The sequence below is a fragment of the Kribbella hippodromi genome (assembly GCF_039531045.1).
Taxonomy (GTDB): Bacteria; Actinomycetota; Actinomycetes; order Propionibacteriales; family Kribbellaceae; genus Kribbella; species Kribbella hippodromi.
Genome location: NZ_BAAAPH010000023.1, coordinates 119753 through 134789, shown reverse-complemented (window position 1 = coordinate 134789; position 15037 = coordinate 119753). Strand labels below are relative to the sequence as shown.

The window sequence follows — 15037 nt, the reverse complement described above, 5'->3', positions numbered from 1 at the left end:
AAGGAGTTGGTCTTGTGAGTTGTCTTCCTAAGACCGCTTGGCCTCCGACTTGCCCCCGCCTCGGCCGCGTACCCCAACACCGCCTTCCAGAACGGCCGAACCCCAGCAATATCCATCGCATCAACAGCAATCTCCAACACCTGCACAGACCGCCCACCCGCCGCCCCAACCCCAGCTCCCCCACTACCCCCAGCCCCCGCACCGACCCCAGCCCCCGCTGCATCCCCAGCCCCCGCACCGATCCCAGGCCCCACCACCAACCCAGCCTTCTCCACAACCCCCGAAATCAAATGCGCCAGCTCAACATCCCGCCCGGTAACCCACCCCCGCTCCACCGACTGCAACACAAACACAACCCGATCAGCCCGAACATCAACCCGCAGATGCCCGTCCCCGTACTCCCCACAAACCCCCACAGCCTCCACCCCCACCCGGGCCGCCCGCTCCAACGACCCCACCCCCACAACCCCATGAAAAGCCCCCAACAAGAACCGCCACCCCACCCCCTCAACCGCCTCCGAAGCCTCCCGCCGCCCCAACACCCGTTTCACCATCGCCCCATCCTCCCAGCCCCAACTCACACCCAGCGCCCCGAACGCAACCCCGACATCAGCACCCACCCAAGCTGCCGCACACGATCGCCGGCCGACCTCAAAGGAACTGCAAACCGCACGCGGGTCCGCACATACCGCATCAACTGCCAGCACGCCTCGCCCCGCGGATGATCCCCGTCGCCCCCACCAGAACAACCGCCTGAAACGACACCCCGTACATGACCCGAACACCCACGAATCGCCACACCAGACCGCGCCCCGCCAACCGCGACACCCACACATGAAGAAGGCCCCTGACCAGCGTTTCCGCTGGTCAGGGGCCTTCTTTACTGCTGGTGGCGGGTGCAGGGTTCGAACCTGCGTAGGCATACGCCGACAGATTTACAGTCTGCTCCCTTTGGCCGCTCGGGCAACCCGCCAGGGTGGTGCTGGTTCGTGAACCGGCGTGGGAGACGATACAACAGGTAGTGGCCCTGACAGCAAATCGGAAAGGTAGTGCCCATGGCTTCGGAGTCCTCCTTCGACATCGTGAACAAGGTTGACCGTCAGGAGGTGGACAACGCCGTGAACCAGGCGGCGAAGGAGATCAGCCAGCGGTTCGACTTCAAGAACGTGGATGCGGGGGTCAAGTGGTCGGGTGAGTCGATCGAGATGCAGGCGAACACCGAGGAGCGGGTGAGCGCGGTGCTCGACGTGTTCAAGGACAAGCTGGTGAAGCGGCAGATCTCGCTCAAGGGGCTGGACGCGGAGGAGCCGAAGCTGTCCGGGAAGGTGTACAAGATCACTGCGACGATCGACGCCGGGATCACCCAGGAGAACGCGAAGAAGATCTCCAAGCTGATCCGGGACGAGGGACCGAAGAGCGTGAAGGCGCAGATCCAGGGGGACGAGCTGCGGGTGTCCAGCAAGAGCCGGGACGATCTGCAGGCGGTGCAGGCGCTGGTGAAGGGGCAGGACTACGACTTCGCGGTGCAGTTCGTGAACTACCGCTGACCCGCGCGCTCACCACTCCCACTCCGCATGGGGTCGGCTTTGTGAAGTCACCGCGTGTTTTTTCCGCGAGGTTGTGCGTGGTGACTTCTCAAAGTGGGTGGATGGCGGGGTGGTTGGGCGGGCATTGTGGTGGGGGTGGGTGAGACTTTGTTGCGGAAGTGGTTGTTGGGGGATTTTGGGTTGGATGTGGGCGAGATCACGTCCGTGGGGTATGGGGCGGATGTCGCGGCGCGGGTGTGGAAGGTGGTTACGGCTACCAATGCGTACGCGGTGAAGTGGAGTGGGGCGGGGACCAATACGGGGCATCAGGTGGCGGCGTTCTTGGCTGACAGTGGGGTGCCTGGGGTACCGGAGATGGTCCGGACGGTTGATGGTGGGTTGTGGAGCGTGCACGCGAAGAAGCGGCTGACGGTGGTGCCGTGGATCGAGGGGGTACGGGCGGCCGAGAGTGGGCTTTCGGAGCAGCAGTGGGGGGCGTACGGGAGGCTCATCCGGCGGGTGCATGATGCTGAGCCGCCGCACCGGCTTCGGGAGGCGTTGCCGAAGCACAGTCACATTGATGCGCGGATGCCGGCGGTGGAGCGGGAGGTGCGTACGCGGCTGGAGGCGCCGGAGGGGGATGTACAGGCGGAGCTGGCCGCGGTTTGGGCGGAGTACGGCGAGGTCATCGATGATCTATGCACGAAGAGGCCTCAGGAGCCGTACGGCGCGCGGGTGGTGTGCCACGGCGATCCGCACCTCGGCAACGTCCTCGTCGGGCGGAGCGACCCGGAGGGCGGACGTCCCCGGGGCGGCCATGCGGCGGCCGGCGCGGAACTGCATTTGATTGATTGGGATGACGTGATTCTCGCGCCGCGGGAGCAGGACTTGATGTTCATGCTCGGTGGGATGGGTGACGTCGGGCCCGGCACGGTCGCTCAGCAGGACGCGTTTCTAGCGGGATACGGGCCGCATGAGCTGGACGACCAAGCGATTCACTACTACCGGCACGTTCGAGCGTACGAGGACGTCATCGGCTGGTCGCATCAAGCCATCACCGGGCCCGACGAGGCGTACGCGCTCGAAGTCACCAAAGGCATCCTCACCACCGGCCTGGCCGCCCTCGCCACCAGCTAAACCGGCCACGGACTAAGCGTGGCGAAGCCAGATGTTGGGTTCGACGTACGTCCCCAAGTCCGCCGCCCGATCAACAGCAAGCGTCGTCAGCCCGGCAGGAATGGTGTACACCCCGCTGCTAGGAAAGACCATCCCGGTCCACTCCTCCCACTCCGCAACCGACCCCGTCATCGTCTGCGAAGCAGGAGCCGGCGCAAGCACCGTCGCGCCCAGCCGGACATGAGTACGCAACCAAGGATCCAACGGCAACCCATCCGCGCGAGTCCAGGTCATGAAGGTCTCGATCGGTGTCAGCGGATAGCGCGACTTCAACGTCGGTCGTACCGGTGCGAGCACCCGCCCCAACCCGCCGGCCACAGCCCGGTCCCGGACCGCGGTGATGACCCGGCTGGAATGCCCGCGCCCCTGTTCATCGGAGCGTACGGCTGCCGCCATCAGCACGAACGTGTTCGGTACAACACCTTCCTCATGCCCCGTCACCGCCCGCACCAACGACCCGGTGAACCCACCGGGCAGATCCCCGACGGTCCCGTCCCACGCCAGCGGCACGCCCCAGCAACCACCGATCAACCGCTCGTCCGACGACACCAGATAGAACTCCCACTCCGGAAAGTACGCGGACCGGCGCTCGGAGTACTTAAGTCGGATCGTAGCCATGTCGTTCTGTGAGCCAAGGAGTTGGTCTTGTGAGTTGTCTTCCTAAGACCGCTTGGCCTCCGACTTATGAATACATGCCGTGAACGCTAACCCCCGGCCACGGCATTGCGCACCACCCGAGGCGCAGCGCCCAACTCGCGCCGGCACGTCTTGTTGAACGCTTGCAGATCCGGAATGCCAACCGAAGCAGCGACAGCGGGAATCGACAACGTCGACGACACCAGCAAGTGCCGCGCGCGCGTCATCCGGCGGGTACGGATGTACGCGATCACCGTCTGCCCCGTCTCAGCCTGAAACAGCCGCGTGAGGTGGTTGTGCGACACCCCGGCCAGCCGCGCCAGGGCAGGCACGGTCAGCGGCTGAGCAAGATTCGCCTCAATGTGCGCGATCGCGGTGGACACCGCCGGATGACCGGCCTCCGTGGTCGCCGGCGCCAGCTCGGCGATGCGCCACAAAGCAGCCCAAACCTCCGCCCGGGTCCGGCCGGAACCGGACGGTAACGACTCGACCGCCGACCGCAGCAGCCGCGACAGCAGCGGCGCCGCATCCCCCACGTCCTGGACCACCGGTACGTACGACGGCTCGCCCGCGACAACCGGCCGGAAATGCGCGTACAAATGTTCCGACCGTCCCTGATAATCGAACTGCACCTGCGTCCCGGCCGGGGTCAGCGAGACGTACCCGGGCGCGACCGGAAACGTCGTCCCCAGCAAGGTCAGCTCGGCCGAGTAGTTGTACAGATGCAGCTGCCAAAGGTCCGGGAGCCGGAAGACCTCGCGCAGTTTGCGGACGCCGTGGATGCCCGCGCCGGCGTTCACGACCTCCGGCGGAGTCTCCAGGTGCAACGCGATCATGGTGAAAAATTACCACCAGTGGTGATCACAACCCACGCATTGGCACAGGAATCGAATCTAGCCTGGAGGAGTAGCGACCACTACTGATCATGGGAGTCTTGATGCCGCAGCCGCATCGGAAACACCTGCTCACCTCGGTCCAGATGGCGCATTTCGTCGCCACCGGCGCGCTCCGGATGGACGCGGTCGTTCCGGACGACATGAACCAGCAGGCGATCGAGGTCCTGAACAACGGCATCCCCGGAGTTCCGTACGGCACGCCGCTGTCGGAGGCGTTCGTGGACAGCGACTTCGTCCAGCGGCTGGTGCAGCTGCCCGAGGTGGCGGGCGCGATCCACAGCCTGGTCGGTCCGGAACCGACCGTCGATCACCACGCGGTGCACATCCGCAAGGCGCACGAGGGTGAGGCGCAGAACCTGCACGGCGACGCGATCATCGACGTACGGACCGACGCGTTCGACGTCCAGCTGATGTACTACCCGCAGGACGTGACGCTCGAAATGGGCGGCACCCTGAGCGTCCCGGGCAGCCACCTGCGCAAGACCAACGAGTCCGACACCGGCCGGTACCAGAACCTGCTCGGTCAGACCCGGCTGGTCTGCCCGGCGGGAACCGTTCAGTTCCTGCACCACGGCATCTGGCACGGCGGCCGGAAGAACGACAGCGACCTCGATCGCTACATGTTCAAGATCCGGTTCAACCCGACCGTCCGGCAGGTCCGGCTCTGGAACACCGACGACCTGTACGACGAGGCGGTCGCGGCCGAGCTGGAGCAGTCGTTCCCCTGGTACGAGAACGCGACCGGCCGGCTGGAGCGGTACAACCGCATCCTGATGTGGCGCGCGATCAGCGGCGACGACACCTACGACCCGAACTACTGGGTCACCCGCGTCTCGAACCGCCCGCAGCGCGTGGTCGCCGACCGCGTCAACAACCCGCACGCCGGCGCGAGCAAGAAGGAGATGGCATGACCGCCACCGCAGAGACCCCGCAGGTCACCGGTCCCCTGACCGGACTGAGGCAGCAGGTGCTGGTGCTGTACCTGGCCTCGTCCGCGCTGGACGCCCGCGTAGTCGGCTGGTCGGCGTACGACGGAACCGGCGAAACGCACCCGACGACAGGTGATTCCGACGTTCCGCCGTACGCGACCGGGCTGGACGCGCTCAAGGACGGCTGGCGGCTGTTCCAGGCGTCACAGCTGCACCAGCCGTACCCGGGTCACGAGTACGACGTGTCCTTCCTCAAGCACGAGTTCTTCTTCGAGAAGCTCGTCTAGAGCGGCAGGATGCAGACCGGCTTCGGCCAGCTGACCGTGTCACCCTGAGCGGTCAGCTGTCCGTCGCCACCGATGCTGAAGGTGGCGATCTGGTCGGACTGCTCGTTGGCGGCGTACAGCCTGGTCCCGTCCACGCTGAAGGCGAGGTGCCGCGGCCAGTGACCGCCGGAGCTGATGGTCTGCACCAGCTCGACACTCAGCCCGTCGGCCGCGACCTGGAAGACGGCGATGGTGTCATCGCCCCGGTTCGACCCGTACAGGAAGCGGCCGTCGGACGAGATCAGCAGCTCGGCCGGGTAGTTCTCGCCCGGTGAGTCGGCCGGCCGGGTCGACACGGTCTGGACGGTCTGCAGCTTCCCGTCGAGATAGCTGCAGACGGTGAGCGTCGAGTCGAGCTCGTTGATCACGTACGCCGCGGTCGCCATCGGGTGGAAGACCAAGTGCCGTGGACCGGCGCCCGGGTGGATGTGCAGGCGGTCCACCTCGGTCAACTGGCCGTCCGCGGAGAGCGTCGACGAGTACACGGTGTCGCTGCCGAGGTCGACGTCGAACACGTACTGACCACCCAAGTCGAAGGCGACCTGGTGGGCGTGCGGTCCGCTCTGCCGGTCCTGGTTCGGCCCAGTGCCCTCGCGCTGGACGAGTGCGGCGGTCTCCCCGAGCGAACCGTCGGCGTTGATCGGGTGTACGGCGACTGAGCCGGACGAGTAGTTCGCCGACAACAGGAACCGCCCCGACGGGTCGATGACGACGTGGCACGGATGCGCACCACCGGTCGGCCGGCTGTTCAGCAGTTCCAGGGCGCCGTCCGGCTGGATCGCGAAGGCGGTGACGCTGCCGGCGTCCTCCTCGTTGGTGGTGTACAGGAACCGGCCGTCGGCGGACCTGACCAGGAACGACGGGTCGGCAAGGGTCGCCACCGTCTTGAGCCCGTCCAGCGTGCCGAACGCGATCCCGTCCCCACCGCCGGCCTGACTGGTGTAGCTGCCGACATAGATCCGCTCAGAAGTCATAGGCCATACCCTGCCAGCTCACCGGCCACCGAGCACGCGTCTGTCCATCTAGTGTGATCGGATGGACAGCACAGCGTTTCTGCGACGGATCGGGATTGGGGCGTACGACGGGCCGCCGCGGCTGGAGGCGCTGACCCAGCTGCATGAGGCGTTCGTGGACCAGGTCCCGTACGAGACCATCCAGTACCAGCTCGCGCTCGGCGGTCCGCTGGAACCGGAGGATTCGGCGAAGCGGATCATCGCCCGCGAAGCCGGTGGGTACTGCTTCCAGCTGAACGGCAGCTTCGCCCTGCTGCTGACCACGCTCGGATACGACGTACGCATGCACCGCGGCAGCGTCCACACCATGAGTCGCGATCCGGACATCGATGCCACACACATGGTGCTGACCGTGAGTGGACTGGCCGAGGACCCGGAGCGGGTCTGGCTGGTCGACGCGGGGCTCGGCGACGGGCTGCGGCAGCCGATGCCCTTGGAGATCGGCACGGCCGAGCAGGACCCGTTCACGCTGCGGCTGCGGCGGTCGGAGAAGACCGCCGACGGCTGGCGGCTCGACCACGATCCACGGCAGGGCCTGATCGGCATGGACTTCGAGTCGGCGCCGGCCGGGCTGGACGCCTTCGCCGCGCAGCACGCCGCGCTCTCGGCAGATCCGGCGTCCCCGTTCGTCACGGTCGCGTCGGCCTTCCGGCGTACGCCGGATTCGGTTGTCGTGGTGCGCTCCATCGGGATGAGCGAGAACTTCGCCGACCGGGTCGACCACACCTTGCTCGACAACCCGGCCGACTACTTCACCGCCCTCGCGGACATCTTCCGGCTACCACTCCCCCAGTACGGGCCGGCCGACCGCGACCGGCTGTGGCGCCGGGTGTGGACGCAGTACGAGGAGTTCGTGGCGCGGACGTCAGGTGGCGAGCGCGAAGAGGATGCTGGGTAGGACCGAGACGACGGCGGTGACCGCGGCGAACACCGAGATCATCGCGACCGCCGGCGTTTCGATGTCGACCGAGAACGGGTCGTCGGCCGGGAGCCGGAAGAGTTCGGCGACCCAGCGGAGGTAGACGGCCAGGCCGATCATCACGTTGATCGCCATCACGATCGCCAGCCAGCCGAGGTGTGCGTCGATCACGGCCTGGAACGCGGCGAACTTGGTGAACAGCCCCGCGAGCCCCGGCGGCAGGCCGGCCAGCACGACCAGGAAGAAGATCAGCGCGGCCGCGAGGCCCGGCTCGGAGCGGACCATGCCGCGGTAGTCGGTGAGCCGGCCGCCCGGGCGGTGCCGCTGCACGACGGCGACGGCTCCGAAGGCGCCGAGCGTGACCACGACGTACGCCGCCAAATAGCCGACGACTGCCTGGGCGTCGCTGACGGCGAGCGGCGCGAGCAGGAAGCCGACCTGCCCGATCGACGACCAGGCGAGCAGCCGGACCGCCTCGACCTGACGCAGCGCGGCGAGGTTGCCGACCGTCATCGTGACGGCGGCGAGGATGGCGACGACGGTCCGCAGGTGTGAACCGTCCGGCGCGATCCCGGACGTCATCAGCACCAGCAGTCCGGCGACTCCGGCCGACTTCGACACGACGGCGAGGAACGCGGTGACCTCGACCGGAGCGCCGACGTACGTGTCCGGCAGCCACCCGTGGAACGGCACGGCCGCGATCTTGAACGCGAACCCGACGATGACGAACAACCCGGCCGCGAACGCCACCCGGGCCAGATCTGGGTCCAGACCGCTCAACCGGTTGGCGATCGTGCTCAGGTAGAGCGATCCGGTCACGCCGTACAAGTAGGAGACGCCGAAGAGCATCACCGCGGTCGACAGCACCGACACCAGGAACGCCTTCAGCGCACCTTCCGAACCACGCCGGTCCCGCCGCAGCGCGACCATCGCGAAGCTCGGCAGCGACACCACCTCGAGCGCGATCACCAGCGTCGCGAGGTCCCGCGCACCGGCCAGTACGGTCGCGCCGGTGAGCGCGCTGAGCAGAAGGAAGTGGTACTCGCCGATCGGGATGTCCGCGGCCAGCAATCGGTACGCGGACAGGCCGACGACGCCGAGCCCACCGACCAGGAGCACTGCCCACAACCCGGCGGTCAACGGCTCGAAGACCAGACTGCACTCCGCCGGACCCTCCACGGCCGTCCGGCAGAACGCGGGTTTGAAATCGGTCCGCTGCGCCCAGACGAAGACCAGCCCGAAGAGAATCACCCCGCTGGTCAGCAACGTGACGACTGTGTGCCGGAGCTCGGCCGAGGCACTCTTCCAGAAGCTGTCTACGAGCAGCACCGCGACCGCACCGATCGCCAGCACCAGCGGGACGGCGATCGCCTGCCAATCCATCCAGGTCAGGGTCACAGTGCACCCCACTGCTGGAGAAGGAGACCGGGCCAGACGCCCAGCAGGACGGTCAGGGTGATCAACGGAGTCCAGGTGACCAGCTCGATGCCGCTGATGTCGACGGCAAAGGCGGCCGGTGGGTTTTCGGCCGGGTCACCTTGGCAGAGGTTGCGAACCAGGCGCAGGAAGTACGCCGCGGTCAGTACGGTGCCGAGCCCGGCGATCACCATGAACACCAAGAACGTTGTCCGCGGCAACCACGGCGCCGGATCGTACGCCCCGAGCAGCACCAGCATTTCGCCCCAGAACCCGGCCAGCCCGGGCAGACCGAGCGAAGCGAGGCAGGCGAACGTCAGCAGCGCGGCGATCCGCGGCAACCGGGCGTACAAGGCGCGCCCGATCGCGCGCAGGTCACTGGTGTCGTGCCGGTCCTTGATCGCGCCGGCGAGGAAGAACAGCAGGCCGGTGATCAACCCGTGCGCGATGTTCGCGAACAGCGCGCCGCGCAGCCCGGCCGGTGACAGCGTCGAGATGCCGAGCCCGATGAAGCCCATGTGCCCCACGCTTGAGTACGCGATCAGCCGCTTCACGTCGGTCTGTGCGAGACAGGCCAGCGATCCGGCCACGATCGCGACCGTCGAGAAGGCGCCCAGGTACGGCGCGATGGTCGAGGCCGCATCGGGCAGCACGGGCACCAGAATCCGGATCATCCCGTACGTACCGAGTTTCAGCAGCACGCCCGCGAGCAGCACCGAACCGACGGTCGGGGCCTTGGCGTGCGCGTCCGGCAGCCAGATGTGCAACGGCCACAGCGGCACCTTCACCGCCAGACCGACCGCGATCAGCACCGCCGCGGCCAGCGGGATGCCGTGCCCGCCGCGCACCGGCGACGACGCCAGGTACGCGATGTCGAACGTCCCCGCGACGCGCTGCACCAGCAGGAACCCGAGCAGCATCAGCGCCGACCCGAACACCGTCATCAGGATGAACGTGGTCGCGGCCCGCTTCCGGCCGGCCGGGTCGTGATGGTCGCCCCAGATGTCGATCACCAGCCACATCGGGATCAGCACGATCTCGAAGCAGACGAAGAACAGCACCAGATCGAGCGCCGAGAACGTCCCGAGCACACCCGCCTCGATCACCAGCAGCAGCGCGATCAGCGAGCGCGTCCGCCCGATCCGCGGCGTGATCTTCAGCGAGTACAGGCAGCAGACGAACGTGAGCAGTGCGGTGAGGGCGATCAGCGGCACCGAGATCGTGTCGACGCCGACGTGGAACCGGACATCCAGGGACGGAATCCACGGCACGTCCAGCTCGGCGTACAGCTCGTTGCCGGGCGGCCCGGCGGTCCACAGCACGATCGCTCCGGCCAGCACCAGTCCCGAAATCACCGACCCGTACGCGGCCGCGACTTTGTCGCCGAGCGGGGCCGGGACCGCCCACAGCGCCAGCGCGGCGAGGATCGGCAGCGCGAGCATGCCGAGCAGGAGTGCGTTCACGAGCCGATCACCCCAGCCAGCACGGCCAGCGCGACCACACCGATCACGGCGGCAGTCAGGTACGTCTGTGCGTTGCCGGTCTGCAACCGGCGGAAGCCCTGCGATGCGAGCGTGCCCGCGCGACCCGCCGCCCGGACGTACGCGCCGACGACATCGCGATCGCCCGCGACGGTCAGCTTCGCCAGCCAGCGTACCGGGACGACGACCGCGCCGTGGTACGCCGGGTCGACACCGAACTCACGCTCCAGCACGACCGGCCGGGGATCTGCCCCGCGGCGCCACAGCGAGTACGCCGGGAAGGCTCCGAGGACAACCAATGCGGTCGAGATCAACCCGATCACCCAGTTGAGGTGTACGCCATCCGCGTACCCAAGGGCGATCGCGGCGACGGCCAGCAGTACGAGCGGCGCCAGCATCACCCAGGGCGCATCGCACAGCTTGGACGTATCGGGATCGTCCAGCTCGGCGTTGCCCTCTTCGAAGGCGTCGACCCCACCGGCGAGCGCGGGCGTCCGGAAGAACACCCACAGCCAGAGTCGTACGCAGTAGAACGCGGTCAGCGCCGCCGTCAGGCAGACCGACACCAGGACGACCCAGCCGATCGCCGACCCGTCGTGCGCCCGCTCCCAGGCCGCCTCGATCACGGTGTCCTTGGAGAAGAACCCCGCAAACCCTGGTACGCCGGCCAGCGCCGCGAGACCGACCGTCATCGTCACGAACGTCACGCGCAACGCCTTACGCAACCGGCCGCGGCGCGTGTACCGGCGCAGGACGACGAGGGCCGCGCTGCCGACTTGATGCAGAAGCACACCGGCGCACAGGAACAGCAGGCCTTTGAAGGCGGCGTGCGTGACCAGGTGGAAGAGCGCCGCGTGCCGGCCGCCGGCCGTGCCGAGGGACAGCGCGGAGAACATGATCGCGAGCTGACTGACCGTCGACCACGCGAGGACGCGCTTCACTTCGACCGCGGCCGAAGCGCACAACGCGGCGAACAGCATGGTCACGCAGGCGACGATCGCCAGCACGGTCAGCGTGGTCTGCGAGGCCGAGAACACGGTGTACAGCCGGGCGATCAGGAAGACGCCGGCGGCAACCATCGTGGCCGCGTGGATCAGGGCGCTGACCGGGCTCGGACCAGGCATCGCGTCCGGGAGCCAGGTCTGCAGCGGGACCTGCGCCGACTTGCCGATCACCCCGACCAGGAGCAGCAGCGCCCCGGTGGTGAGTACGCCGGGTGAGATGCGGGCCGGATCGAGCTCCGAGATCCGGAACGTGTGCGCGCCGACGCCGAGCACGAAGATGCCGAACAGGAAGCCGACGTCGGCGAACCGGGTCATCAGGAACGCCTTGACCGCACCGGACCGGGCGTCGCGCCGCTCCCAGTAGTGGCCGATCAGCAGGTACGAGCAGGCGCCCATCACCTCCCAGCCGATCAGCAGGAAGAACAGACTGTCCGAAATCACGACCGTCACCATCGCGGCGGTGAACAACGTGACGAGGGCGTGGTACGAGGCGGGGCGCTCCTGCAGGTACCCGAGTGAGTACACCTGGACGCACGTCGCGATCACGCCGACCACTGCCAGCAGCAAGACGGTCAGGTCGTCGGTGCGAGCGGCGAAGCCGATGGTGAGATCGCCGACCGGAGAGTTCAGGAACGCGACCTGGCCGGGCGTGGCGCCGTGCAGCAGGGCCGCGAACAGCAGGATCAGCAGCGAGAACGCGACCCCCGTGACCCGCCAGACGGTCGCGATCATGACGGCTTCACCCGATCCCGCGGCTCCACCAGGTCAGGTGCCTCGACCAGGTCAGGCGGCTCGACCAGGTCAGGCGGCTCGACCAGGTCACGCGCCGCGTCGGCGTCGACGTGGCCGTGGCCGCGGAACAGCAGCAGCACGATCGCCAGCCCGAGCCCGATCTCGGCCGCGGCCAGCGTGATCACGAAGACGGCCAGCGTCTGGCCGGCCGTGTCGAGGCGCCAGGCGTCGAAGGCGACCAGGTTCAGGTTCACCGCGTTCAGCATCAGCTCGAACGACATCAGCATCGTGATCGCGTTGCGGCGCGCCAGCACACCGTACACACCGAGACAGAACAGGACGACGGCCAGCAGGAGCGGGAGGATCAGCGGCACCGTCAGTCCTCTTTCTTCCGCTGGGACAGGGCGATCGCGCCGATCAGCGCGGCCAGCAGGAGAACCGACAGGACTTCGAACGGGAGCACCCAGGTCTTGAACACCTGCGTACCCACGGCTTCGGCCGAACCGTTCGGTACCGGCTTGATCTTCTCGTTGCCAAAGGCAAGCACCACGCCGGTGCCGAGCAGTAGCGCGAGCCCGCCCGCGACGACGGCCGCGAACGGGCTGCGGCCGGTGGTGATCCCGGGCAGCGGATTGGTCGGGGCCTTGGTCAGCATCAGGGCGAACAGCACGAGGACGACGATCGCGCCCACGTACACCAGGATCTGCACCAGCGCGACGAACTCGGCGTGCAGCGCGCCGAAACAGCCGGCCACCCCGCCGAGCGCGACCACCAGCCAGAGCGCCGCGTGCACGATCCGGCGCGACGTGACGACGAAGACGGCCGCCACCACCGCCACCGCCCCGGCGACGGCGAACAGAACCGTCGTCACGCCTGGTCCTGCGAGGGTTGGTTCGGCGCGGGCTGGTTCGGCGTGGGCTGGTTCGGCGTGGGCTGGGTTTCGGCGGCTGGGCCCGGGTCGATCGGCTGAGGTGCCGGGACGGTCCACATCCAGTCCCGGAGGCGGTCCTTTTCGTGGGTCAGGTTGCGAAGGTCGGTCTCCGCGTACTCGAACTCGGGCGACCAGAACAGCGCGTCGAACGGGCAGGCCTCGATGCAGATCCCGCAGTACATACAAAGGCTGAAGTCGATCGCGAACCGGTCCAGCACGTTCCGGCTGCGCTCGCGGGCCTGCTCACCGACCGACGGCGCGGTCTCGGTGTGCGAGTCGATGTAGATGCACCAGCTCGGGCACTCGCGGGCGCACAGCATGCAGGAGGTGCAGTTCTCCTCCATCAGCGCGATCACTCCGCGGCTCCGCGGCGGCAGCTCGGGCAGCACATCCGGGTACTGCTCGGTGACGGACCGCCGGGCCAGCGTCCGCGCCGTGACCTTCAGCCCGTCCACCAGCCCCTTACCAGGCAACCCCACGATCCACCTCCCATCCGCTCAACAGGACCCTAGCCGTTCCCCCACTCACAACACACCCGGTCAAATCGTCTTGATCCGAACGCCGACGGCATTCGCAGCGAGTGCGCTGAGGTCCGCGGTGTCGCCGGTGAGGACCAGTCCGTGCGGCTCGGCAACGGCGATCACGATCGCGTCGACAGCTGAACCCTGACCGGCCGCCGTCCGCAGCTTCGCGGCCCGGCGCGCCGCCAGCTCGCTCAGGTCCGTCCGGATGTCGCAGGTCTTCAGGAACCTGTTGGTCTTCATGTCCTTCTCCGGGTGGCCGGTCAGGCACTCCACCAGGACGGCCGACGGCACGACCGGTGGCCACAGGTCTTCCATGGTCAGGACCGCCGCCAGCGCGCGTGCCCGGCTCGAGCTCTGCACGAAAAAACTGACAGCTCCGCTGTCCAGAACGGCTTCCCGCACAGCTCAGCTCACCTTTCGGGTGGTGTCGACGGCGATCTGGCCGCTGGATTCCTCGTCCGGCGGACGGAGGTGGGATTTCATCTCCGCGACGAACTCTTCCGCCCAGGCGAGATCGTCGAGCGACGGTTCGCCGTGCTCGGCGAGCTGCTCGGCCAGCCACTCGTCGGCCGCGTCGATCAGCTGCTGCCGGCGGATCTCGGCGCGCACCGCCTGCTGGAACAGCTCCGAAGCGCGCAGCTTGCGGGCCTTGACTTCGGCGTAGAGATCGTCCGGGAGGTAGATCTGCATGCGGGGCATGCGCCTAACTATACACACATCGACGGAGAGTGATTCAGAGGTCACGCTCCAGCCGGGCGGCGACTTGGCGGTAGCGGCTGACCGGTACCAGGTGAACGCCGTCGAAGGCGCCGGAGTCACGGATCTTCAGGATGTGTTCGCAGGCGTGGTCGACGCCGGCGTCCCGGTCCCGCTCGACCGCCTCGATCAGGGTGGGCGGGATCGTCAGCTGGGGCAGGGCGGCCAGGTTCTGCGCCATTTTCGCGGAGGCGAGCACCATCACGCCGGCGTACACGGGGATGTCGAGCCGGACCGACTCCCGCCAGCGGAGCAGTTCGTCCAGGTCGTAGCTGACCTGCACGTAGAGGAAGTCGGCTTCGGCTTTCCAGCGCGGTACGGACCGGAGCCGGGTGGCCGCGCCGACCTTGAAGGGCGCCCGGCCTGGGTACGTGGTCTCGCGGGTCTGCTCGATCATCCGGCGGACAGTCAGCTGGCTGGTGCGGGCGCCCTCGGCCGGGTCGTCGCCGTGCACGAACAAGAACTCGTCCACCCCGTACGCCGCCGCCGTCAGCAGGTCGCGGCGGAAACCGAGCAGGTTCCGGTCGCGGGAGTTGAGGCAGGCGACGCCGCGCGCGCCCATCAGCTGCACCTCGTTCGCCACCGCGACGCTGGACACGGTCGCTCGGCCGATGTGGTTGTCGGGGATCAGGAACTTGTCGGCGATCGGGCTCATCACCCCGATCTGGTGCCGTACTCGTTGCAGATCGGGCCGCGTCGGCGGCTCCACTTCACACACCAGCTCGAATCCAGCCACCCGCTGGACCCTACAGAACCTCCACCCCACCCACCG

At 67.7% G+C, this 15037-nt stretch carries 15 protein-coding genes, 1 tRNA gene and 1 pseudogene; 5 read left to right on the top strand and 12 right to left on the bottom strand.

Features of this window, described 5'->3' with window-relative positions; genetic code table 11:
* Positions 1-887 precede the first annotated feature (887 nt).
* A tRNA-Tyr gene (locus ABD260_RS30090) sits at positions 888-973 on the bottom strand.
* Positions 974-1055: 82 nt separating this feature from the next.
* On the opposite strand from ABD260_RS30090, the gene ABD260_RS30085 reads away from it, so the two are divergent.
* Together ABD260_RS30085 and ABD260_RS30080 are read left to right on the top strand one after the other, a co-directional pair.
* Complete coding sequence (locus ABD260_RS30085) at positions 1056-1547, top strand: YajQ family cyclic di-GMP-binding protein (protein ID WP_344238910.1); 492 nt, start codon at positions 1056-1058, stop codon at positions 1545-1547.
* A gap of 135 nt (positions 1548-1682) precedes the next feature.
* Positions 1683-2663: a phosphotransferase enzyme family protein gene (locus ABD260_RS30080; RefSeq protein ID WP_344238908.1), complete on the top strand. Its 981-nt coding sequence runs from the start codon at positions 1683-1685 to the stop codon at positions 2661-2663.
* Between the two features lie 743 nt (positions 2664-3406).
* Here ABD260_RS30080 and ABD260_RS30070 read toward each other — a convergent pair.
* Entirely contained in the window at positions 3407-4174 is a 768-nt protein-coding gene (locus ABD260_RS30070) for an AraC family transcriptional regulator (protein ID WP_344238904.1), read from the bottom strand.
* Between the two features lie 101 nt (positions 4175-4275).
* On the opposite strand from ABD260_RS30070, the gene ABD260_RS30065 reads away from it, so the two are divergent.
* Positions 4276-5145 carry a phytanoyl-CoA dioxygenase family protein gene (locus ABD260_RS30065; RefSeq protein WP_344238902.1) on the top strand — a complete coding sequence of 290 codons (870 nt, stop codon included), beginning with the start codon at positions 4276-4278 and terminating at the stop codon, positions 5143-5145.
* A complete protein-coding gene (locus ABD260_RS30060) occupies positions 5142-5450 on the top strand; it encodes a hypothetical protein (protein ID WP_344238900.1) in 309 nt (102 codons plus the stop codon). Before ABD260_RS30065 ends, ABD260_RS30060 begins: the two co-directional genes overlap by 4 nt.
* Here ABD260_RS30060 and ABD260_RS30055 read toward each other — a convergent pair.
* Positions 5447-6463: a lactonase family protein gene (locus ABD260_RS30055; protein ID WP_344238898.1), complete on the bottom strand. Its 1017-nt coding sequence runs from the start codon at positions 6461-6463 to the stop codon at positions 5447-5449. The genes ABD260_RS30060 and ABD260_RS30055 overlap by 4 nt on opposite strands.
* Positions 6464-6524: 61 nt before the next feature.
* On the opposite strand from ABD260_RS30055, the gene ABD260_RS30050 reads away from it, so the two are divergent.
* Positions 6525-7400: an arylamine N-acetyltransferase family protein gene (locus ABD260_RS30050; RefSeq protein ID WP_344238896.1), complete on the top strand. Its 876-nt coding sequence runs from the start codon at positions 6525-6527 to the stop codon at positions 7398-7400.
* Here ABD260_RS30050 and ABD260_RS30045 read toward each other — a convergent pair.
* The 9 genes and pseudogenes from ABD260_RS30045 to ABD260_RS30005 form a co-directional block, all read right to left on the bottom strand.
* Entirely contained in the window at positions 7368-8804 is a 1437-nt protein-coding gene (locus ABD260_RS30045) for an NADH-quinone oxidoreductase subunit N (protein ID WP_344238894.1), read from the bottom strand. The two genes, ABD260_RS30050 and ABD260_RS30045, sit on opposite strands and share 33 nt — an antisense overlap.
* Positions 8805-8815: 11 nt before the next feature.
* Positions 8816-10300: a complex I subunit 4 family protein gene (locus ABD260_RS30040; RefSeq protein ID WP_344238892.1), complete on the bottom strand. Its 1485-nt coding sequence runs from the start codon at positions 10298-10300 to the stop codon at positions 8816-8818.
* Complete coding sequence (locus ABD260_RS30035; protein WP_344238890.1) at positions 10297-12054, bottom strand: NADH-quinone oxidoreductase subunit 5 family protein; 1758 nt, start codon at positions 12052-12054, stop codon at positions 10297-10299. Before ABD260_RS30035 ends, ABD260_RS30040 begins: the two co-directional genes overlap by 4 nt.
* A complete protein-coding gene (gene nuoK / locus ABD260_RS30030; RefSeq protein WP_344238888.1) occupies positions 12051-12428 on the bottom strand; it encodes an NADH-quinone oxidoreductase subunit NuoK in 378 nt (125 codons plus the stop codon). The genes ABD260_RS30035 and nuoK overlap by 4 nt, the downstream gene beginning before the upstream one ends.
* Positions 12429-12430: 2 nt before the next feature.
* A complete protein-coding gene (locus ABD260_RS30025; RefSeq protein WP_344238886.1) occupies positions 12431-12925 on the bottom strand; it encodes an NADH-quinone oxidoreductase subunit J family protein in 495 nt (164 codons plus the stop codon).
* A gap of 188 nt (positions 12926-13113) precedes the next feature.
* Positions 13114-13329, bottom strand: a pseudogene (locus ABD260_RS30020) (4Fe-4S binding protein); the annotation flags it as partial.
* 195 nt (positions 13330-13524) lie between these two features.
* Entirely contained in the window at positions 13525-13911 is a 387-nt protein-coding gene (locus ABD260_RS30015) for a PIN domain-containing protein (protein WP_344238884.1), read from the bottom strand.
* A gap of 3 nt (positions 13912-13914) precedes the next feature.
* Complete coding sequence (locus ABD260_RS30010) at positions 13915-14208, bottom strand: hypothetical protein (RefSeq protein WP_344238882.1); 294 nt, start codon at positions 14206-14208, stop codon at positions 13915-13917.
* Positions 14209-14242: 34 nt separating this feature from the next.
* Positions 14243-15001, bottom strand: a complete 759-nt coding sequence (locus ABD260_RS30005; RefSeq protein WP_344238880.1) for a methylenetetrahydrofolate reductase — start codon at positions 14999-15001, stop codon at positions 14243-14245.
* Positions 15002-15037 lie beyond the last annotated feature (36 nt).